Below are 20,779 nucleotides of genomic sequence, written 5' to 3' on the forward strand. Positions count from 1 at the left end.
TATATGAATACAATTTTATTGATTCCTACAGGCGAAGGGGTTGGCTTAACCTCTGCCTGTTTAGGCATGATTTACGCACTTGATTGTAACGGGATTAAAGCAGGCTTTTTAAAACCATTTTCTCAAGAAGACCAAGAGCATCTTGACCGAACCACTTCATTATTTGGTCATCTATTTCAAAGTAAAACTGTTCAATCTATTTCGCATGAAAAATTAACTCAGCTTATTGCCGCTGGGGAAGTAGATGAATTACTTGAAGAAGCTGTCAGCCTCCACCGTAGCGTTGCAGCAGACCACGATGTCATTATTGTGGAAGGCTTATTACCTAACGGACAAGACCACTTCGCTAGTGAACTCAACGCAAGTCTTGCACAAGCACTTGATGCAGAAGTCGTGTTGGTCAGCACAGCAGATATTCAAAATCCGAAAAAAGCCGCAGAAAAAGTAGATGCTCATTTACGCCAGTTTGGTGGAGCAGCGTCAAATCGTACTGCTGGTGTACTCTTTATGCGTACCCGCGGATTAACTGAAGAAACAGCACAAATTCCTGTTGCTTTTGATCCATCGTTACGACCGACTGAAGAAATCGCAAAATTTACGACCGAACTGCAAAAATATAATCGTTATTTCGGCTCTAGCGATTTACCAATCATTGGTTTAGTTCCATTTAGTAACACGCTAAGCGTACCGAGAACTCTCGATATTGCGAATGTCATTGATGGACAATGGGTACATCAAGGTGAAGCGAAAACACGTCGTATTTTGCATTCGAGTTTAATTGCTTCAAGCATTGAATATGAACTGAATAAATTTATTGCAGGCGAATTGATTATTAGTGCATCTGAGCGTACCGATGTTTTACTCGCAAGTAGTTTAGCAACTAGTAATGGTATTCCTTTGGCTGGTTTGGTACTTACAGAACGAGAAGCACCAGCACCTGAGCTTTTAGAGTTTTGTCAAAGTGCGATTAAACAAGGATTGCCGATTTTACATACCCGTTTAAACACACTTGAAACCGCTCAGCGTTTATCTAATTTTGGTAATGAAATTCCAACAGATGATACTGAACGTGCTGAGCAAGTGACCCGATTTGTTTCAAGTCATATTGATGTTGAATGGCTTAAACAGCACAGCAACAATGCTGCCACCCCTCGCCTGTCGCCATCAGCTTTCCGTCACGAACTGGTGCAAAAATCGATTGCCGCGAAAAAACGAATTGTACTACCTGAAGGTGATGAACCGCGCACCATACAAGCTGCAGCAATTTGTCAGGCACGTGGTATTGCTGACTGTATTTTGCTAGCTAAACCAGATGTCGTACAGGATGTTGCAAAAGCACGTGGTATTGAATTACCTGCTGAATTGGCAATTGTTGACCCTGATAGTATTCGTGACCAATACGTTGCACCAATGGTTGAGCTACGTAAAGGTAAACTCAACGAACTTCAAGCGAAAGAACAGCTTCAAGATACTGTTGTGCTTGGCACCATGATGTTAGCCTTAGATCAAGTCGACGGTTTAGTTTCAGGTGCGGTACACACCACAGCAAATACGGTTCGCCCAGCATTTCAGCTCATCAAAACAGCCCCTGATTATTCACTAGTTTCATCAATCTTCTTTATGCTTTTACCAGATGAAGTTTATGTGTATGGCGACTGTGCAATTAACCCAGACCCGACAGCAGAGCAACTTGCTGAAATTGCAATTCAGTCAGCTGACTCAGCGAAAGCATTTGGAATTGACCCACGTATTGCCATGATCAGCTACTCAACTGGTACTTCTGGAACAGGTGCAGATGTTGAAAAAGTGCAGCAAGCAACTCAAATTGCTCAACAACGTCGTCCTGATTTACTGATTGATGGTCCACTTCAATACGATGCAGCTTCAGTTGAAAGTGTGGGACGTCAAAAGGCACCAGACTCACGCGTTGCTGGCCGTGCAAATGTATTTATTTTCCCTGATTTAAATACGGGTAATACCACTTACAAAGCAGTACAGCGTGCTGCAAATGTTGTGAGCGTTGGACCAATGCTACAAGGCCTAAACAAGCCTGTTAATGACTTGTCTCGTGGAGCATTAGTAGATGACATCGTCTTTACCATTGCATTAACCGCAATTCAGGCAGAACAGCAAGCCGCTGCCAAATAATTAATATAACTAACCTTTACTACCTCTCGCCATTTGATGTCCGCTCAAATGGCTTTTTTTATTCTAGTCATTCAAAAATAAATAATTTTCCGATTTCTGGCATTTAAATCACTTCAATATCTTCTTATGCGACTTTCGGTCAAAAGATCAACCAATCTCCCACAACACTGTCTTTTTATCATATAATTTAGCCCGCTAGCTAACAGCCCGCTCAAGAGATTTTCTGGTATGACAACGATTATCAAACAAGATGACTTGATTACATCGATCAAGGACGCCCTACAGTTTATTTCGTACTATCACCCGCAAGACTTTATCCAAGCGATGAGCCGTGCTTATGATCGCGAAGAAAACAAAGCCGCAAAGGATGCAATTGCACAGATTCTAATTAACTCTCGCATGTGTGCGGAAGGTCATCGTCCAATTTGCCAAGATACTGGTATTGTTAACGTTTTCCTTGAAGTGGGCTTAGATGTTAAATTTGATTTAACAATGAGCTTAGACGATGCGGTAAACGAAGGTGTTCGCCAAGGTTACCTTGAAAACAGCAACGTTCTTCGTGCATCTGTACTTGCTGACCCAGCATTTGGTCGCAAAAATACAAAAGATAATACCCCTGCTGTAATTCACTACAAACTCGTTCCGGGTAACAAAGTAGATATTACTGTTGCTGCTAAAGGTGGCGGTTCAGAAAACAAATCTAAACTTGCAATGCTTAACCCATCTGACTCGATTGTTGACTGGGTACTTAAAACTGTTCCAACAATGGGTGCAGGCTGGTGTCCTCCAGGTATGCTCGGTATTGGTATTGGTGGTACTGCTGAAAAAGCCATGATGCTTGCTAAAGAAGCACTCATGGAAGAAATCAACATGGACGAATTACTTCGCCGTGGACCAGAGAACAAAATCGAAGAACTTCGTATCGAAATCTTTGAAAAAGTAAACGCACTTGGTATTGGTGCTCAAGGTCTTGGTGGTTTAACGACTGTTCTTGATATTAAAATCAAAGATTACCCATGTCATGCTGCTGGTAAACCAGTTGGTATGATTCCTAACTGTGCTGCTACTCGTCATGCTCACTTCCAGCTTGATGGTACAGGTGTAGCTCATATTCAAGCACCAAAACTTGAAGACTACCCTTCAGTAACTTGGGACTCTTCACAATCTAAGCGTGTAAACCTTGATACCATTACTCAAGCAGAAATGGATTCTTGGAAACCGGGTGATACATTACTTCTTAGCGGAACAATGTACACAGGTCGTGATGCTGCACACAAACGTATGGTTGAAATGATCGACAACGGTGAAGAATTACCAGTTGATCTTAAAGGTAAATTTATTTACTACGTTGGTCCAGTTGATCCTGTGGGTGATGAAGTCGTTGGTCCTGCTGGTCCTACAACTGCAACACGTATGGACAAATTCACACGTAAAGTACTCGAACATACTGGTCTATTCGGTATGATCGGTAAAGCTGATCGTGGCCCTACAGCAATTGAAGCAATCAAAGACAACAAAGCAACTTACTTAATGGCAGTTGGTGGTGCAGCTTACCTCGTATCTAAAGCTGTTCGCGAAGCTGAAGTTGTTGCGTTTGCAGACTTAGGTATGGAAGCAATCTACAAATTCGTAGTTGAAGATATGCCTGTTTCTGTTGCAGTTGATGTAAACGGTACTTCAATTCACGCAGTAGCTCCAAAAATCTGGCAAGCGAAAATTGGAAAAATTCCAGTAGTCGATGCAGCAGCTGGCTAATCAAGAAAAGCACCGAATTCGGTGCTTTTTTTTTGCATTCTTTTTTTATTTTAAAATCTGAAAAGAATTGTAACAATTGCTTCTTCAATCTGTGCTATTAATAAATGCACTCTCTCGCCATATATTGAATATAGGTCATTTCATGACTATTCGCCCTATTCTTAAAAATCTTTCAATCAGTCTCTGCTTAAGCTGTATTACAACAAGCTTATTTGCTTCTCCTGCCAAATTAAGTTCAGTCAAAGAACTCATGCAAATGAGCCAAATTGATTACCTGCTTAAAGAATCAATTAATGAATTAACGCCTTACTATGATCAACAGGCAGAACAGATCGTTAGTAATATCACGGGTATCAAAACTTTAGGTCCAAAAGAAAAAGAGGCCGCGAAGAAGTTAGGTTTACTTTTGAAAGATTCGAGCAATCAGCTCATTAGTAACCCCAAAACCGCTCAAGCCTTACAGGATATTTATCTTAAGACTTATACTGAAGAAGAAATTCAGGCAAATTTAAAGTTTTTGAAAACTCCAGAAGGCCAATCAATTACACGTAAGAACGTGCAGATTATGGGGCAAATTTCAGAATATATGATGGAGTTAGGACAACAGACCTTTAATGACCCTAAAGCAAGGGATCATATGCAAGAAGAGATGCTTAAAATTCTTGCCCCACTCATGAAAGATAAAGAAAAGTCTTAACTTTTCTTTATCTTTTGCGGTCCATTACCAAGTTAAAGGATTCCATAATTTAAATGGCTTAATCAAATGTACATCTGATTTTTCATCATATTTGGCTGGCTTTAATTCCTGTGGTTTATGTCGAATCTTTCCTGAAGCATCTTCAGCCACAAAGTTGTAGCTAGAAGATTTAAGCTCAGTAAATGCTATCTCTCTACGTCCAATATTGTCTTGCATTAACATAAATGGGCCAGTGTGTTCGCCACGGTCCATTTTGTTCTCTTCATCATATTTCAAATAATAAGACGTTCCCGCTTCAACAGTGATATCAATATATTTTGGCTCTTGAAAATGAATACCAAGTAGAGGGCGGCTCGCAGAAAGACGATAAGTGCCTGCTGGCAATTCAATCCAGTAATAATGATTATGTAATAGACTCGGAATGCGCTTGCCATTCACAAAGAGATTTATCGCTGCAATTTCCTGACGATTCCATTTCGTGTCTGGTCGGTAAAGATAAACAACAGCAGCTTGTTGATTTTGTGGTTTGACTGGAACAAAAGTCTGACCCAATTTTTGATTCACCCAACCACCTACAGCAAAACCACCCACATGATATTGATCAAATAAACCAGGTTCTTTTTCAACATCAACTTTAGGTAAGGTTGCAGTCAATTCACCCGTATTTTTTTCTAAATGAGATGAACTTTGACAGCCCACAAACAGTCCGGCACAGCATAAAGATACGATTAAATAACGCATGGCATCCCTCAAAGCGTTTTGTTTTTGATTTATTTTTTACAACGCAAAACTATGCGTATTTTGTATTTTTAAGATTAACACCGCGCACATAAATTGAAAACAAAAAAAAGCATGAATCACTCGCGTGATTCATGCTTTTTAGATGAATGAAATCTATGCAGACTTCGAATCAATAACCTTTAAATCTGCCTTAGCAACACTTTCATGTGTTGCAGCTTCTTTAGGTTGACGCTCTGCTTTATAAACAGGTTCTGCTTCACCATTAATGACTGCTTCATTAATAATGACTGTCCCAACGTCAGTACGACTTGGTAAATCGTACATGGTTTCAAGCAGCACGTTCTCCATAATAGAACGTAAACCACGCGCACCCGTATTGCGTTCAAGTGCTTTCTTCGCGATAGCACGCAATGCAGAATCTTCAAAGATCAGATCAACATTTTCCATAGTAAAAAGATATTGATACTGGCGAGTTAATGCATTTTTTGGCTCAGTCAAAATTTGCATTAATGCTTCTTCATCCAACTCTTCAAGTGTCGCAATCACTGGTAAACGACCAATGAATTCTGGAATTAAACCAAATTTCACTAAGTCGGTTGGCTCAACCTGACGGAACAATTCAGCAAGTTTTTTGGTTTCATCTTTGTTTTTAACATCAGCTGTAAAACCAATACCGCCTTTCTCTTGACGCTGCTGTACAATTTTTTCCAAACCAGAAAAGGCACCACCACAAATAAACAAGATATTCGAAGTGTCAATTTGGATAAACTCTTGTTGCGGATGCTTACGTCCACCTTGCGGAGGAATAGAAGCCACTGTACCTTCAATCATTTTTAACAATGCTTGCTGTACGCCTTCACCAGAAACATCACGCGTAATTGACGGGTTTTCAGATTTACGAGTAATCTTGTCAATCTCGTCAATATAGATAATGCCCTTCTGAGCTTTCTCTACATCGTAGTCTGCTTTTTGCAAAAGTTTTTGTACAATATTTTCAACATCTTCGCCGACATAACCAGCTTCGGTTAATGTCGTTGCATCTGCCATTGCAAATGGAACGTCTAAAAGGCGAGCCAATGTTTGCGCAAGTAAAGTTTTACCCGAACCTGTAGGTCCAATTAATAGAATATTACTTTTAGCAATTTCTACTTCTTTAGACACATGGCCATTATGACCAACTTTTAGGCGTTTATAATGGTTATAAACCGCAACAGATAATGTCTTTTTGGCAAGATCTTGACCAATTACATATTGATCAAGCGCAGCACGTATTTCATGTGGTTTTGGCAATGCCTTACTCGCCCAGTCCCCTGCTTCAACCTGTTGGCTGGTTTGTACAAGGTCTAAGCAGACATCCACACACTCATTACAAATATATGCGTCCTCACCTGCAATCAGTTTCCCGACTTCAGACTGCGTTTTACCGCAAAATGAACAATGTTTTTGTCCTTGAGGATGTTCGGACATATTCACTCCACAAATAGAATCTTAAATATTAGGGCAAGATGCACTGCATAAATAACTAAATGGAGATCTTTTTCAACATCTCAAGTTATTTATATAAGAAGGTCCTTATGGACGCTTACTTAACACCTGATCAACCAAACCATATTCTTTAGCAGACTGTGCTGTCATAAAGTTATCACGGTCAGTATCACGAGCAACAGTTTCGTAGTCTTGACCACTATGCTCTGCCATTAAGCGGTTTAAACGTTCTTTAATAAATAGAATTTCACGCGCATGAATTTCAATATCCGATGCTTGACCGCGGAAACCACCTAATGGTTGGTGAATCATGACACGGGCATTTTCTAGACAATAGCGTTTGCCTTTAGCACCAGCATTTAATAAGAATGCACCCATTGAAGCAGCTTGGCCCATACAATATGTTACGACATCAGGTTTAATAAACTGCATCGTGTCATAAATAGCCATGCCCGCTGTCACAGATCCACCTGGAGAGTTGATATAAAGGTGGATATCTTTATCAGGATTTTCAGCTTCTAAAAACAACATTTGGGCAACAATTAGATTTGCCATGTTATCTTCAACTTCACCTGTTAAAAAAATGACGCGCTCACGTAAAAGTCGTGAATAAATATCAAAAGAACGTTCGCCGCGAGAAGATTGTTCAACCACAACAGGAACTAAAGCATTTTCAATTGTTGGAACATACATACGTTATTTATTCCTAAATTTTTTGTGACTTAACCTATGGCAACAATATGCGGGATAATTTCTCAAATTGCAAAAGGTTCGCACTGAAATATTATATTATTTATACCTAAGTACTTAATGTCGCACTCAAATTGACCACATAAAGAAAAACAAAAAAGGCGCCTAAGGCGCCTTTTTCTGACTTCTTAAAAGATTAGCCCATACGGCGAGCTTGTTGTTCTTTCAATAAGTCATCATAAGATACAGCTTTGTCAGTCACTTTAGCACCAGCTAAGATGTGATCAACAACTTGATCTTCTAATACAACTGCTTCGATTTGAGCACGTTGTTGAGCATCATTTTTGAAGTATTCAATCACTTCAGTTGGATCTTCGTAAGAAGAAGCCATGTCATCGATGTAAGCATCAACGCGAGCTTGGTCAACTTCAAGTTTAGCGTCAGCTAAAACTTTGCTTACCAATACGCCAAGCTTAACAGAACGCTCTGCTTGTTCTTTGAACAATTCGTCAGGAAGCATGCTCTTGTCAAAAGATTGCGCGCCTGCACCACCGAACTGTTGAGTGAATTGTTGAACCATTTGTTGACGTTGGCGGTCAATTTCTTGAGCAACCATTGCAGTTGGAACTTCAACTTCGTTCGCAGCAACAAGTGCATCAAAAGCAGCTTGTTTAACTTGGTTACGTAAACCATTGCGAACCTCACGTTCCATATTCTTACGAACGTCAGCTTTTAATTTCTCAACACCTTCTTCTTCAGTTACACCGAAGATTTTCAAGAATTCAGCATCAATTTCTGGAAGTTTTGATTTTTCAACTTGCTTCACAGTGATTTTGAACTGAGCTGCTTTACCAGCCAAGTTTTCAGCTTGGTAGTCTTCTGGGAAAGTAACATCAATTACTTTCTCTTCACCAGCTTTCATGCCAACGATGCCGTCTTCAAAGCCAGGAATCATACGACCTGAACCTAATACGAGTTTAAAGTCTTCAGCAGAACCGCCTTCAAACTTTTCACCGTCGATAGTGCCTTCAAAGTCAAAAGTCACTTGCATGTCTTTTTTCGCCATGCCCTTGGTAACAGCCCAAGTTTGACGTTGTTTTTGCAAGTTTTCGATCATAGCATCAACGTCAGCATCTTTAATTTCAGCTGTTTTACGTTCAACTTCTAAACCGTCGAATGCTTGTACTGCAACTTCTGGATAAACTTCTACAGTCGCTTCAAAAACTAAAGCATCTTCTTTATGTTCAACTTTATCAATGTTCGGCATACCTACCGCATTGATTTTTTCTTGTTGAATTGCTTCAAAAACGCTATCACGAATGATGTCATTTACAACTTCTTGATAAATGCCTGCACCATATTCGCGGCGAACAACGTTTTCAGGTACTTTACCTGGACGGAAGCCGTTGATCTTCACAGTTTTGGCAGTGCGTTTCAAACGAGCTTCAAATTGCTCGTTAATACGGCTCGTCGGTACAGACACATTTAAACGACGGGCAACGCCCGAAACCGCTTCAGTCGTTACTTGCATGGCTTCCTCGATAAAAATTAGTGAGTAGGAACAGTTTTTTTAAAAGTGCTGTATTATATGACAACTTTCAAGATATACAAAATTAACCGATCACTTCATTTAAGTTAGCCTCGTTATTCTCGTAAATTTCACAGTAATTTTATGATTCTTTAAATATTTTTCATAAAGCATTAAGTAAAACTAATTTTTTAGTTATTCTTCATAAATCTAAAATTACAATCAAAATCTAAATTTAATCGCTTTTACAAACAATTACTAAGAATCAGTAGATTAGCTAAATAAAAGTACAATTCATCATTCAATCATTCACTTTTTCTTCATAATTCAATTGGCAAATCCAATTAACACAAACTGTACATATAAATAAGAATTATTATTATTCGCATAACCTTTTAGTTTTAGAGTCCTGAAGTCATGTCTTTGATTAGAACACGTAAAAAAATTGTTTCTTCTGCGATAGCTTCTTCGTTATCAATGATTGCAACAACAGCCATGGCACAAGAAGCAATTTCACAATTACCAACGATTCATACTCAGGCGACTCAAGAAGAATCTTTAAAAGTAGATCAGTCAGCCAACTCTAAATTCGTGGCTCCCCTTTTAGATACTCCAAAATCAGTTTCAGTTATTTCAAAACAACTTATTGAAGATACTAAAGTAACAACTTTAGCAGATGCATTGCGTACAGTTCCGGGCATTACTTTAGGTGCAGGTGAAGGTGGCAATCCAAATGGTGACCGTCCTTTCATTCGCGGCTACAATTCAGAAAGTTCGATGTATGTAGATGGCGTTCGTAATGCAACTTCTCAAAACCGTGAAATGTTTGCTGTCGACCAAGTTGAAGTCATTAAAGGTTCTGCATCTGCTTTGGGTGGTGCAGGTACTTCAGGCGGTAGCATTAACCTGATTACTAAAGTCGCTAAAAAAGGTGATTCACTTGAGGGTTCTGTTGCTGGAGGCACAGATAACTACGCTCGCGTCACTTTAGATGGCAATAAAGATTTTGGTAATGGAGTTGCTGCCCGTGTTGTAGTAATGGGACACCAAAATGACAAAGCTGGACAAAGTAATGGTACTGAATATAAACGTGCTGGTATCGCACCAAGTATTAGTTTCGGTTTAGATAGCGCTACCCGCGGAACACTGAGCTACTACTATTTAAAAACTGATGATACACCTGATTCAGGTGTGCCTTATCAATATGACGCAGTGAAAAAAGCGACTGCTGGCAAACCAGTTGATGTTAAACAAGGCACTTATTACGGTTGGAAAAATCGTGATTTTCAAAAACAAGAAAACCAGATTGGCACACTTAAGCTTGAGCATGATCTAAATGACGATTTAACTCTGAGCAATACGGCCGTTTATGGTAAGTCTAAAAATAACTATTTATGGACTCAACCAGATGACAGTCAAGGTAACATCGTTAATGGTAAGGTTTGGCGTCGTGTAAACACAAATATTACTGATACGAGCAGTTTTACTGACCAGTTATCATTAAAAGGCAAGTTCAATACAGGCTCGCTTAAGCATAAATTTAATATTGGTGCTGAATATAACAAGCAAGATTCAGATCGCGGCACAAACATCGTAACTGATCCAAATACTTCAAAAATTGGTGGTAGTGGTACAAACAATGCTTGTTCACTTGCTAATTCAAATGGCTGGTGTACTGACCTAAACAACCCTAATCCAAATGATCCATGGTTGGGACACGTACAAGCAAATCCAAATGTTACCAATATTACGTCTAAGACACAGTCAATTTACGCATTAAACAATATTGAAATTACGCCTCAATGGTTAATTGATCTGGGTGTACGTTGGGACAAATTTGATACCGATGTCAAATATAATAAGGACTCAGGTTCAGGTGCATCACTCATCAAAGCTGGTACAAAATATAGTTCAAGCAATGACTTCTTTAACTATCAAGCAGGTGTAACATTTAAACCAGTTGAAAATGGCTCTATCTATTTGAGCTATGCAACTTCAGCTAACCCAGTAGGCGTAGATGCTGGTGATGGTTCAGAAGGAATTAGTGTTCCAGGTCGTAACACAACCGATGAGCAAGCACGCGCAATTAACAATCTTAAGCCAGAAGAAGTTAAAACTTATGAGTTAGGCACTAAATGGGATGTATTAAATGACCGTTTAAACTTAACTGCTGCGATATTCCGTACTGAAAAAACTAATACTCGTGCTTTAGGCACAGACGGTTTCACAAGAAATATTGGTGAAACACGTGTTGACGGGATTGAGTTAGGTGCGAATGGTAATATTACTGAAAAGTGGGCAGTCTCTGCTGGTTACACGTATCTAGATAGTGAAATCGTTGACGGCGGATATGCTAAAGATAGTAACGGCAACTATGTTCCAAGCCCAACAAACGGCAATCAAGTACAAAATGTAGCTAAAAATTCAGCAACTCTTTGGACAACTTATAAAGTCTTACCACAATTTACCTTAGGTGGTGGTGCAGTTGCTATGGATAAAGTATATGGTGATGCTGCAAATACCAAATATGTTCCAGGCTATGTTCGTTACGATGCCATGGCTCGTTATGACGTAAATAAAAATGTTAATTTACAGCTTAACCTAAACAACTTATCTGACAAGCGTTACTTTCCAAAAGCTTATGCTTCACATTATGTAACCGAAGCAGAAGGTCGTAGTGCAGTGCTAGCGATTAACTTTAAATACTAAGTTAACTTAGAATCCCATAATATTTTTATGGGTTCTGATATAAAATAGCCTCTATTGTTAGAGGCTATTTTAATTTTCTACTATTATTACTCGCAGGTATCATCGTGATCCACCATATTCCTAACGTATTGAGTAAAGAACAGGTCCAATATTTCCGTGATGAAATGGAGAAGATTGAATGGGTCAATGGCAAAGTAACCGCTGGTACACTCTCTGCAACTGTAAAACGCAATCAGCAATTACCTGAAGATCATCCGCTTACTCATCATCTGAGCAATATTATTCTTGAGGCACTAGGCACTCACCCATTATTTTTATCTGCTGCAATACCACTTGATATTATCCCTCCCCTGTTTAATCGTTATGAAAATCAGGAGTCTTTTGGTTTTCATGTAGATAATTCTATCCGACGCATACGTGGTACCAATGAACGGCTTAGAACCGATTTGTCATGCACTTTATTTTTAAGCGAACCTGAAGAATATGAAGGTGGTGATCTGGTCGTAGAAGACACTTATGGCTATCACGAAGTGAAACTCCCAGCAGGAGATATGATTTTATATCCATCTACCAGTTTACATGAAGTGACTGCGATTACTGCTGGCTGTCGTATTGCTTCTTTTTTCTGGGTACAAAGCATGGTACGTGATGATGCTGAACGCCACATGCTATTTAATTTAGATCAAACTGTTCAAAATCTTAGAATGCAGTTGGGTGATAACCATAACGAAGTGATTAAACTAACTAACATTTACCATAATCTAATGCGAAAGTGGGCTGAGGTATAATTACATTTATTTTTGCTATATTGAGATCATGTAATTTCTTTTACCTCAATATAGCAAAAATATGAAAATTATTTTCTCATAAACATAAAACTGCGCAAAATTAGAAAATTATTTTCTAATTTCTGAGATTAAAATTACGATAAGAATTTTGCACAAGGTGTAATCATTGTTTAGATGTGATATATCTAAATATCAAGATTACCAGCAAACCATCAAACTTATTATTTCACGGTCTAGAGATGAAAACGAATTACTTGTTTGCCCAGCCTACTCAAGCAAGACATCATCCGCAACTCCTGATGCTGCGCCAAGCGCGCGTATAAAAATTTTGTCTGCTTTCTAAAGCAGCACTTTGAAGTTCCCTTTAATTTTTCTGAATTAGATACCATATATTAAGTAGAGACGTTGCCTTTTAAATATATCCAGAGCAACTGCGCTACGAGACAAGGAGTTTTCTCATGATGTTGGCTGACCCAAGCAAAAAATACCGCCGTATGTACCAACGAGTGGATTTACCAGATCGCCAATGGCCAAATAAAGAAATTACAAAAGCGCCAATCTGGATGAGTACTGATTTACGTGACGGTAACCAAGCAATTTTTGAACCGATGAACATGGAACAAAAATTCAAAATGTTCAAAATGCTTGTAAAAATCGGTTTTAAACATATTGAAATCGGTTTCCCTTCTGCGTCTCAGATTGACTTCGATTTTACTCGCATGTTGATTGAAGAAAATCATATTCCTGATGACGTATACATTGAGGTTTTGGTTCAAGCACGTGATCATTTAATTGAACGTACTTTTGAATCTTTGGCAGGTGCTAAACGCGCAATTGTGCATATTTATAACTCTAACTCTCCAACCTTCCGTCAAAAGGTGTTGAATGTAGATGTTGATGGCGCAAAACAATTAGCAATTAATGCTGCTCAAAAAGTTAAAGAGTATGCGGCGCAATATCCTCAAACTGACTGGATTTTCCAGTACAGCCCAGAGTGTTTCTCTGCAACTGAATTAGAAGTCGCAAAAGATGTCTGTGATGCCGTCACAGAAATTTGGGATGCACGTCCTGACCATAAAGTGATTTTAAATTTACCCGCGACTGTAGAAGTTTCTACACCAAATGTTTATGCAGACCAAATTGAATGGATGCATCGTAATTTGGCACGTCGTGATGGCGTGATCATTTCTGTTCATTGTCACAATGACCGCGGCTGTGGTATTGCTGCATCAGAACTTGCGATTATGGCGGGTGCTGACCGTGTTGAAGGTTGTGTGTTCGGTAATGGTGAACGTACAGGTAACGTTGACGTTGCAGCAATTGCATTGAACATGTACACCCAAGGCGTAGCGCCAGAGTTAGATTTCTCTAACATTAATGAAGTGATTGCAACGGTTGAAGAATGTACTGGTTTACCGGTACACCCTCGTCATCCATATGCAGGCGACTTGGTATTTACTGCATTCTCTGGTTCACATCAGGATGCAATCAAAAAAGGCTTTGAGTACCAGAAAAACGAAGAAATCTGGGATATGCCTTACTTGCCAATCGACCCGAAAGATTTGGGCCGCGACTATGACGCAGTTATTCGTGTAAATAGTCAGTCTGGTAAAGGCGGTATCGCTTACTTATTAGAAGCGAACTACAACGTTGTATTGCCTCGCCGTTTACAAATCGAATTCAGCCAAGTTGTTCAACAATATGCTGATGATAATGGTACAGAAATTAATGCAAAAGAAATCTGGACCTTGTTTAAAGACACTTATGTTGATGTGAAAAACCACCATTACACAGTCAAAAACTACAGATTATCTGATATTAATGGCACTCAAATTATCGAACTTGATGTTGATGTTGAAGGTGAAACACAACAACTTCGCGGTGAAGGTAATGGACCAATCTCTGCATTCTTAAATGCGCTTCAATTACCAATTGACGTATTGAACTATGAAGAACGTAGTATTAGTTCAGGTGCAAATGCGAAAGCATTAACCTTGATTGAACTTCAAGTCAAAGGTACAGGTAAAGGTTCATTTGGTGCGGGTGTTCATGACAATACAGTCACCTCATCGATTGAAGCAATTATTGCATGTACTAACCGTTTGATTGATCAAGGCGTTTTAAGTACAGATCAGGTTGTTGCCGCCGCTGTTTAATTTAAAAAAACTCTTTTGAAAGGATACCTAGCTTGGTATCCTTTCTTTTTATTCCTGAAAGATTTAAAAGGCGAAATGTTCCCGTGTCTTTTCCAGCTGATTCAGTGGGGTTAGTCACTCCGCAAAAGTTCCAATTTGAAGAACCATTACATCTTGAATGTGGGCGTGTTTTGCCACGTTTTGAATTAATGGTTGAAACTTACGGCACTTTAAATGCAGATAAATCAAATGCCATTTTAATCTGTCATGCTCTTTCCGGACATCATCATGCAGCGGGTTATCACCATGAAGATGATAAAAAAGCTGGATGGTGGGATAGCTGTATTGGCCCCGGTAAAGCAATCGACACGAATAAGTTTTTTGTAGTTTCGCTCAATAATATTGGTGGATGTAGCGGCTCAACTGGTCCAACGTCACCAAATCCTGAAAATGATAATCGCCCTTATGGACCGGATTTCCCGTTAGTAACGGTACGCGACTGGGTCAAAACTCAGGCCATGCTTTCTGACCTTTTAGGTGTAGATGCTTGGTATGCAGTTGTGGGTGGATCATTAGGGGGCATGCAAGCACTACAATGGTCAGTAGACTATCCTGACCGCTTACAAAAGTGTGTGATTATTGCCAGTGCACCAAAGCTTTCAGCACAAAATATTGCATTTAACGAGGTTGCACGTCAGTCGATCTTATCTGATCCAGACTTCCATCATGGTCGTTATTTAGAAAATGATAGCTACCCGAAACGTGGTCTGATTTTGGCTCGCATGGTCGGTCATATCACCTATCTTTCAGAAGAAGCCATGAAACAAAAATTTGGCCGTGATTTAAAATCTGGCAAATTTATGTATGGTTTTGATGTTGAGTTTCAAGTCGAAAGCTATCTTCGTTATCAAGGCGAACAGTTTAGCCGTAACTTTGATGCCAATACTTATCTCATCATGACCAAAGCTTTAGATTATTTTGACCCATCACGTGAATACAATCACTCGTTAACAGAAGCGATGGGTAAAACCAAATGTCAGTTCCTGATTGTCTCATTTACAACAGACTGGCGTTTTGCCCCTAGTCGCTCTCAAGAAATTGTAGATGCACTTATTACCAATCATAAGCCTGTAAGTTATCTCGATATTGATGCTGAGCAAGGCCATGACTCGTTCTTATTCCCGATTCCACTGTATGTCAAAACCATGCGCGCTTTCTTAGGCGGTGAAGAACACTTAAAATCGACATCACTGGAGGCAAGTTAATGCGTATTGATCAACAACTGGCAGAAAAGTGGATTAAACCCGGCTCAAGCGTACTCGATTTAGGGTGTGGTGATGGTGAATTACTCGCTCATATGAGCCAAAAGCATCAAATTCGTGCTTATGGTTTAGAAATTGATCAAGAAAAGATTGCAATTGCCGTCAGTCGCGGGTTAAATATTATTCAACAAGATTTGAATCTCGGTTTGAGCCGTTTTGCCGACCAGTCTTTTGACTATGTGGTTATGGCACAGGCTTTGCAAGCCGTAGATGCACCGGATGTTTTATTAAGAGACATGGTGCGTGTGGGTAAACAGGCAATTATTACTTTTCCAAACTTTGCGCATTGGAAGACTCGTTCTTTTCTTGCATTAAAAGGAATGATGCCTGTATCGGATGCTTTACCATATATGTGGTATAACACCCCCAATATTCATCTATGTACATTTAAAGATTTCGAAGCACTCTGTGCTGAAAATCAGATACAAATTATTAATCGACTCGCCGTCAATGGAAATCAGCAGGGAAGCCTGTTAAGCAAACATGTTCCTAATTTGTTTGGTGAAGTCGCTATTTATCGAGTGAGTGCACTATGAAAAAGACATTATTTAGCACACTATTTGCAGGACTGCTAAGTATGCAGGCTCATGCAGATTATATCGCCCAGCCACAATCGGTTGCGAGTCAGGCTGCACGCTTTTCAACAATGGGGGTTAATGACCTTCAGAAAGCTGCAAAAGCTGGTCAAGCAGGCGCGCAATTTTACCTTGGTACACACTACCAATATGGTAAAGATGTAGAAAAAGATGAGAAACAAGCTTTCGCATGGTTTAAAGCGGCAGCTGATCAAGGTTTATCACCAGCACAACTCAACGTAGGTCGTATGTACGCCGACGGTATTGGTGTTAGAAAAGATGAGTCTATGGCTCGTAAATACTTTGAAAAAGCAGCAAGCAATGGTGATAACCGTGCAAGCTACAACCTCGCGATGATGGAAGAGCAAAAGAAAAACTACGTAGGTGCTTACCAGTGGTATGAGCTTTCAACTCGTGATGGCATGCTCGATAATAAAGTGATTAGCCTATCTGAAGGTAAGAAAACTGCTCTAGCGGCGAACTTAACTCAAGAACAAATCCGTACAGCGCGTGACCGTGCAGACAAATGGATTCAAGCACAATAATAACGGTTCATCCGTAAAAAACCTTACTCGACTAAAGCCACCTTGTATGCTCTACAAGGTGGCTTTAGTTTAGATTGTCCCATTTCATATTCTATTTATTTCCCTCTATATCCCCTCTTAAAAAACACGTAACATAACTCACGTTCGATATTAGCTATAAAGTTTGGTTTTATTATGTCTACCCCACATTGGTTTGATCAGGGCAGTTTAGTTCTTGCCAGCAATAACAAAGGTAAAGTCGCTGAGTTTGAAAAACTTTTTGAACAGCTTAAGTTACCTGTAGAAATTATTCCCCAAGGTCGCCTTAATATTCCTGATGCCATTGAAGATGGTTTAAGCTTTATTGAAAATGCCATTATTAAAGCGCGTCATGCCTCTAAAATTTCAGGTAAACCTGCTATGGCTGATGACTCAGGCATTTGTGTTCCTGTGTTAGGCGGCGCACCTGGTATTTACTCTGCACGCTATGCTGGAGAACACGGTGACGATGCAGCGAACAATGCCAAATTATTAAATGATCTTTTGCCATTTCGTAAAAATGGTGAAGTGATTGAAGGCATGTTTGTGTGTGTACTTGCTTTAGTAACCCATGCTGAAGACCCTTTACCACAGATTTTCCAAGGCATCTGGCACGGCGAAATTTTAGAAGCTGCACGTGGTGAAAACGGCTTTGGTTATGACCCTCTGTTCTGGTTACCTGAGCTACAAGTTTCTAGCGCTGAACTTTCTAAAGAAGACAAAAATAAGATTAGTCATCGTGGACAAGCGATGCAGTTATTTAGAGAAAGTTTAGTATAAATTTTCTCTAAATAGCCTTTGAATACCACGTTAGAGAGTATTCGACTTTGTATAGGCAAACCTTACTTTTGTTTTGGCAAAAGTAACAAAACCATTTATGTCACTGACGGTACATCCTTGCTACCGCAGTGACATGGCGGCATCCATGCCGCCTTCGCACAAGCAAATGTGGTGAAAGAAGTTTAAAAATTATAGTGGGAAATGTAGAAACACTGCATAAATCGCAATACAAACACAACTCACAATCGTCCCAGAAGCGATATAAGCCGCAGATCTTCCTGTTCCTTGATAATGTGTTTCTAGGGCTACAATATTGGCTGCTGGTGGCAGACAGAACATTAAAAACATCACTCCAATTTGCTGACTTATATTTGGAATCGGTAGAAATCTATAAGTTAGTCCACAAAGAATAAACCCACACACCACCTTAAACGCCTGAGCTTTGGTACTGTAGATTAAGTCTTTTAAATGCACTCGGGTACGACGCAACCACATTCCCAATACACACATTCCAGCAAAAGTCATTGCGAACTTGGCCACCTCATACACCCAATGTATGGCAGGATGTTCAATATGTTGAGCACCTAAAAGTCTGAGCACAAGCGCGCAAAAGATTGAAATACACGGTGGAGATGACAGAACCTTTTTTAATATGCTGAGCTTACTTTGTGGTGCAGTAGTGACTGCCGTAACAGCCCATGCATTTCCAAAAAGAGACATTCCAATATATAACGCAACAATTGGGGCCGTAGCATCAGGGCCAAATAAAGCCATGGCAAAAGGAAAACCGAGCCAGCCCATGTTGGTATAACTCACGCAAAGCGCTAATAATCTGTCTTTAAATAAAGCTAAATATGCAAAGAAAATAAGAAATGCTGAACCGAAGCTAAAGAGCATCAAACTCAAACTACCCGGCTGATAAAATACCATGTTGTAAATAATCACAACTGGAATTAGTAAGCGGGCAAGCCAAGCTGAAAGAACAGGTTTTATCGTTTCTGAAAGAGAAGTCTGAGCAAGTAAAAGTCCAGTGATAAACGCCAATATTGGCAATAATAACGCCACGTTTTCTCCTCTCACCCATCAAAATCAGTTTGTTATGCTACACCTTTTCAAAGTGAAATGTACTCTCCATTTCAAGTAATTTAAGCTTCACTTTCTCAGCTCTCTCTAAAATAACAATCCAATACAGCCTTTATAAAACTACCCTTTTAGATTTTGACTAACGGCTATTGTCTTAAAAATGACATATAAATGTCACATTGTTGTCATAGCAACCTGTTGATATAAAGCAAACTGAAAAGAGGTATAAGATCATGGCCGGTTTATCTATTTGGCACGTCGTTATTTTTGCAATTGTCGTTATTTTATTATTCGGTACATCTAAATTAAAAAATATCGGTAAAGACGTAGGCGGTGCAGTAAAAGACTTTAAAAAATCAGTTCGTGAAGAAGACGAAACTGCTGCTCTTAATACTCCACGTACAATTGATGCCCAAGTCAAAACCCCTGACAGCACATCAGTGAAAAGCTAAAGGTTTTCCACCATGCTTGATGTAGGAATGACAGAGCTACTCTGTTTTGCAATTATTGCAATTTTAGTTTTAGGCCCAGATAAACTTCCAGAAGCCGCACGCTTTGCTGGTCGCTGGTATGTTCGCCTAAAACGTTATATTACCAATTTGCAAAATGAGATTGATCAAGAGTTGCGTCTTTCTGAATTTCGAAAAGAAATGCAAGAAGAACTCAACCGCATTGAAGCACTAGAACGCAAAGTACAACAACAACTTGAAGAAATACAAAAACAGACTACTTCAGACAATTCAGAAAAAACTGAGGTAGCTGAAACTATATCTCAGTCTACGATGTACTCCCCTGTATCGGGTCATTATGAAGTGCCCTTTCTTGCCAAATTTACACCTTTGGCATCTCAAAGCGACACTTTAGAAACACCTCCCGTTAAATTGAAGATTGCCGTATGAACCAACTGCCTTCAACGACTGTAAATACGCAAGAAAATTTAGACCAAATGCCAATCATGAATCATTTGGTCGTTTTAAGACGTCATTTATTTAGGATTGTCGGGGTAACATTATTTTTATTCTTTTGCTTATTACCGTTTCGAAATAATACTTACCAATTATTATCTGAACCTTTAAGGCTGCAACTTCCTGCATCATCGTCAATGATTGCAACAGATGTAACAGCTACCTTTATGGCACCTTTTAAACTCAATTTATTTGTCGCGCTTGTGCTGGCAATGCCATTTATTCTTTATGAAATCTGGACTTTTGTCCGCCCAGCATTATATCAAAAAGAACGTCATTTAGCACTGCCATTACTCATCGGTAGTATCGTTTTGTTTTATGCCGGAGTTGCCTTTGCATACTACATTACACTTCCTGCGATTTTACATTTCTTTATTAGTGTATCGCCTGAAACTGTTGCACCTATGACGGATATTAATAGCTACCTAAGCTTTTGCTTAAAGCTGTTTTTAGTTTTTGGTGTCACTTTTGAAATTCCAATCGCGACGCTTCTACTGATTTTAATTGGTGTGGTAAATACAAAAAGTCTTGCTGAAAAAAGACGTTTTATCATTGTGGGCTGTTTTTTTGTAGCGATGTTCATTACCCCACCAGATGCAATTTCTATGGTGATGTTGGCAATCCCGATGTGGTTGCTTTTCGAACTTGGATTATTGTTCGGTAAAATTCTTGAGAAAAGAAAAGCTCAATCTGCTGAATAAAATAATATTTAAGAAAAAGCCTGAACCTGTAAGTTCAGGCTTTTTTATATAGACCACTTTTTAATCTACAAAGCAATAAACTGTCTTCAAAGTGACTTAAAAATGTAAGAAAAG

General features: G+C 39.3%; 18 protein-coding genes. 13 read left to right on the forward strand and 5 right to left on the reverse strand.

The window, feature by feature from the left end:
• Window positions 1-3 precede the first annotated feature (3 nt).
• The 3 genes from pta to K6I41_RS16660 all read left to right on the forward strand — a co-directional run bounded on the left by pta (window position 4) and on the right by K6I41_RS16660 (window position 4,600).
• Window positions 4-2,148, forward strand: a complete 2,145-nt coding sequence (pta, locus tag K6I41_RS16650) for a phosphate acetyltransferase (protein WP_005302202.1) — start codon at window positions 4-6, stop codon at window positions 2,146-2,148.
• Between the two features lie 228 nt (window positions 2,149-2,376).
• A complete protein-coding gene (locus K6I41_RS16655; protein ID WP_005302199.1) occupies window positions 2,377-3,903 on the forward strand; it encodes a fumarate hydratase in 1,527 nt (508 codons plus the stop codon).
• 142 nt (window positions 3,904-4,045) lie between these two features.
• Window positions 4,046-4,600 (forward strand): DUF2059 domain-containing protein, encoded by a 555-nt coding sequence (locus K6I41_RS16660; RefSeq protein WP_004794750.1) that lies wholly within the window; start codon window positions 4,046-4,048, stop codon window positions 4,598-4,600.
• A 24-nt stretch (window positions 4,601-4,624) separates the two neighbouring features.
• On the opposite strand, the gene K6I41_RS16665 is transcribed toward K6I41_RS16660, so the two are convergent.
• From K6I41_RS16665 to tig, 4 genes are all read right to left on the reverse strand, one after another.
• A complete protein-coding gene (locus tag K6I41_RS16665; protein WP_005302195.1) occupies window positions 4,625-5,341 on the reverse strand; it encodes a DUF2846 domain-containing protein in 717 nt (238 codons plus the stop codon).
• A gap of 153 nt (window positions 5,342-5,494) precedes the next feature.
• A complete protein-coding gene (clpX, locus tag K6I41_RS16670) occupies window positions 5,495-6,808 on the reverse strand; it encodes an ATP-dependent Clp protease ATP-binding subunit ClpX (protein WP_005302193.1) in 1,314 nt (437 codons plus the stop codon).
• 105 nt (window positions 6,809-6,913) lie between these two features.
• Window positions 6,914-7,519, reverse strand: coding sequence for an ATP-dependent Clp endopeptidase proteolytic subunit ClpP (clpP, locus tag K6I41_RS16675; RefSeq protein WP_003654845.1), 606 nt, complete (start codon window positions 7,517-7,519; stop codon window positions 6,914-6,916).
• 193 nt (window positions 7,520-7,712) lie between these two features.
• Window positions 7,713-9,047 (reverse strand): trigger factor, encoded by a 1,335-nt coding sequence (gene tig / locus K6I41_RS16680; RefSeq protein ID WP_004794757.1) that lies wholly within the window; start codon window positions 9,045-9,047, stop codon window positions 7,713-7,715.
• A 414-nt stretch (window positions 9,048-9,461) separates the two neighbouring features.
• On the opposite strand from tig, the gene K6I41_RS16685 reads away from it, so the two are divergent.
• The 7 genes from K6I41_RS16685 to rdgB all read left to right on the forward strand — a co-directional run bounded on the left by K6I41_RS16685 (window position 9,462) and on the right by rdgB (window position 17,916).
• Complete coding sequence (locus K6I41_RS16685; RefSeq protein WP_250374807.1) at window positions 9,462-11,753, forward strand: TonB-dependent receptor; 2,292 nt, start codon at window positions 9,462-9,464, stop codon at window positions 11,751-11,753.
• 104 nt (window positions 11,754-11,857) lie between these two features.
• Window positions 11,858-12,541: a Fe2+-dependent dioxygenase gene (locus tag K6I41_RS16690; RefSeq protein ID WP_250374808.1), complete on the forward strand. Its 684-nt coding sequence runs from the start codon at window positions 11,858-11,860 to the stop codon at window positions 12,539-12,541.
• Window positions 12,542-12,999: 458 nt separating this feature from the next.
• Window positions 13,000-14,697, forward strand: coding sequence for a 2-isopropylmalate synthase (leuA, locus tag K6I41_RS16695; RefSeq protein ID WP_107880700.1), 1,698 nt, complete (start codon window positions 13,000-13,002; stop codon window positions 14,695-14,697).
• 83 nt (window positions 14,698-14,780) lie between these two features.
• Window positions 14,781-15,941, forward strand: coding sequence for a homoserine O-succinyltransferase MetX (metX, locus tag K6I41_RS16700; RefSeq protein ID WP_049837917.1), 1,161 nt, complete (start codon window positions 14,781-14,783; stop codon window positions 15,939-15,941).
• Window positions 15,941-16,534, forward strand: coding sequence for a methionine biosynthesis protein MetW (gene metW / locus K6I41_RS16705; protein WP_001217230.1), 594 nt, complete (start codon window positions 15,941-15,943; stop codon window positions 16,532-16,534). Before metX ends, metW begins: the two co-directional genes overlap by 1 nt.
• On the forward strand, window positions 16,531-17,118 hold the full coding sequence (locus K6I41_RS16710; RefSeq protein ID WP_013198993.1) for a tetratricopeptide repeat protein: 588 nt from the start codon (window positions 16,531-16,533) through the stop codon (window positions 17,116-17,118). Before metW ends, K6I41_RS16710 begins: the two co-directional genes overlap by 4 nt.
• 174 nt (window positions 17,119-17,292) lie before the next feature.
• Entirely contained in the window at window positions 17,293-17,916 is a 624-nt protein-coding gene (gene rdgB, locus K6I41_RS16715; RefSeq protein WP_174743414.1) for an RdgB/HAM1 family non-canonical purine NTP pyrophosphatase, read from the forward strand.
• A gap of 189 nt (window positions 17,917-18,105) precedes the next feature.
• Here the strand turns inward: rdgB and K6I41_RS16720 are convergent, their stop codons facing one another.
• Entirely contained in the window at window positions 18,106-18,981 is an 876-nt protein-coding gene (locus K6I41_RS16720; RefSeq protein WP_250374809.1) for an AEC family transporter, read from the reverse strand.
• 251 nt (window positions 18,982-19,232) lie between these two features.
• Between K6I41_RS16720 and K6I41_RS16725 the strand changes: the two genes are divergently transcribed.
• Genes K6I41_RS16725 through tatC form a run of 3 tightly spaced genes read left to right on the forward strand, consistent with a single transcriptional unit; the run spans window position 19,233 to window position 20,665 of the window.
• Entirely contained in the window at window positions 19,233-19,451 is a 219-nt protein-coding gene (locus K6I41_RS16725) for a Sec-independent protein translocase subunit TatA (RefSeq protein ID WP_004794775.1), read from the forward strand.
• A 12-nt stretch (window positions 19,452-19,463) separates the two neighbouring features.
• A complete protein-coding gene (gene tatB, locus K6I41_RS16730) occupies window positions 19,464-19,898 on the forward strand; it encodes a Sec-independent protein translocase protein TatB (RefSeq protein ID WP_013198995.1) in 435 nt (144 codons plus the stop codon).
• Window positions 19,895-20,665, forward strand: a complete 771-nt coding sequence (gene tatC, locus K6I41_RS16735) for a twin-arginine translocase subunit TatC (RefSeq protein ID WP_004794778.1) — start codon at window positions 19,895-19,897, stop codon at window positions 20,663-20,665. Before tatB ends, tatC begins: the two co-directional genes overlap by 4 nt.
• Window positions 20,666-20,779 lie beyond the last annotated feature (114 nt).

It is taken from the genome of Acinetobacter sp. AS23, from assembly GCF_023612055.1.
In the GTDB taxonomy this organism is placed as follows: domain Bacteria; phylum Pseudomonadota; class Gammaproteobacteria; order Pseudomonadales; family Moraxellaceae; genus Acinetobacter; species Acinetobacter oleivorans.

Bases quoted from the DNA above. Each gene is read 5' to 3' on its own strand.
- pta (WP_005302202.1), top strand. From the start codon at position 4: ATGAATACAATTTTATTGATTCCTACAGGCGAAGGGGTTGGCTTAACC.
- K6I41_RS16655 (WP_005302199.1), top strand. From the start codon at position 2,377: ATGACAACGATTATCAAACAAGATGACTTGATTACATCGATCAAGGAC.
- K6I41_RS16660 (WP_004794750.1), top strand. From the start codon at position 4,046: ATGACTATTCGCCCTATTCTTAAAAATCTTTCAATCAGTCTCTGCTTA.
- K6I41_RS16665 (WP_005302195.1), bottom strand. From the start codon at position 5,341: ATGCGTTATTTAATCGTATCTTTATGCTGTGCCGGACTGTTTGTGGGC.
- clpX (WP_005302193.1), bottom strand. From the start codon at position 6,808: ATGTCCGAACATCCTCAAGGACAAAAACATTGTTCATTTTGCGGTAAA.
- clpP (WP_003654845.1), bottom strand. From the start codon at position 7,519: ATGTATGTTCCAACAATTGAAAATGCTTTAGTTCCTGTTGTGGTTGAA.
- tig (WP_004794757.1), bottom strand. From the start codon at position 9,047: ATGCAAGTAACGACTGAAGCGGTTTCGGGCGTTGCCCGTCGTTTAAAT.
- K6I41_RS16685 (WP_250374807.1), top strand. From the start codon at position 9,462: ATGTCTTTGATTAGAACACGTAAAAAAATTGTTTCTTCTGCGATAGCT.
- leuA (WP_107880700.1), top strand. From the start codon at position 13,000: ATGATGTTGGCTGACCCAAGCAAAAAATACCGCCGTATGTACCAACGA.
- metW (WP_001217230.1), top strand. From the start codon at position 15,941: ATGCGTATTGATCAACAACTGGCAGAAAAGTGGATTAAACCCGGCTCA.
- K6I41_RS16710 (WP_013198993.1), top strand. From the start codon at position 16,531: ATGAAAAAGACATTATTTAGCACACTATTTGCAGGACTGCTAAGTATG.
- rdgB (WP_174743414.1), top strand. From the start codon at position 17,293: ATGTCTACCCCACATTGGTTTGATCAGGGCAGTTTAGTTCTTGCCAGC.
- K6I41_RS16725 (WP_004794775.1), top strand. From the start codon at position 19,233: ATGGCCGGTTTATCTATTTGGCACGTCGTTATTTTTGCAATTGTCGTT.
- tatB (WP_013198995.1), top strand. From the start codon at position 19,464: ATGCTTGATGTAGGAATGACAGAGCTACTCTGTTTTGCAATTATTGCA.
- tatC (WP_004794778.1), top strand. From the start codon at position 19,895: ATGAACCAACTGCCTTCAACGACTGTAAATACGCAAGAAAATTTAGAC.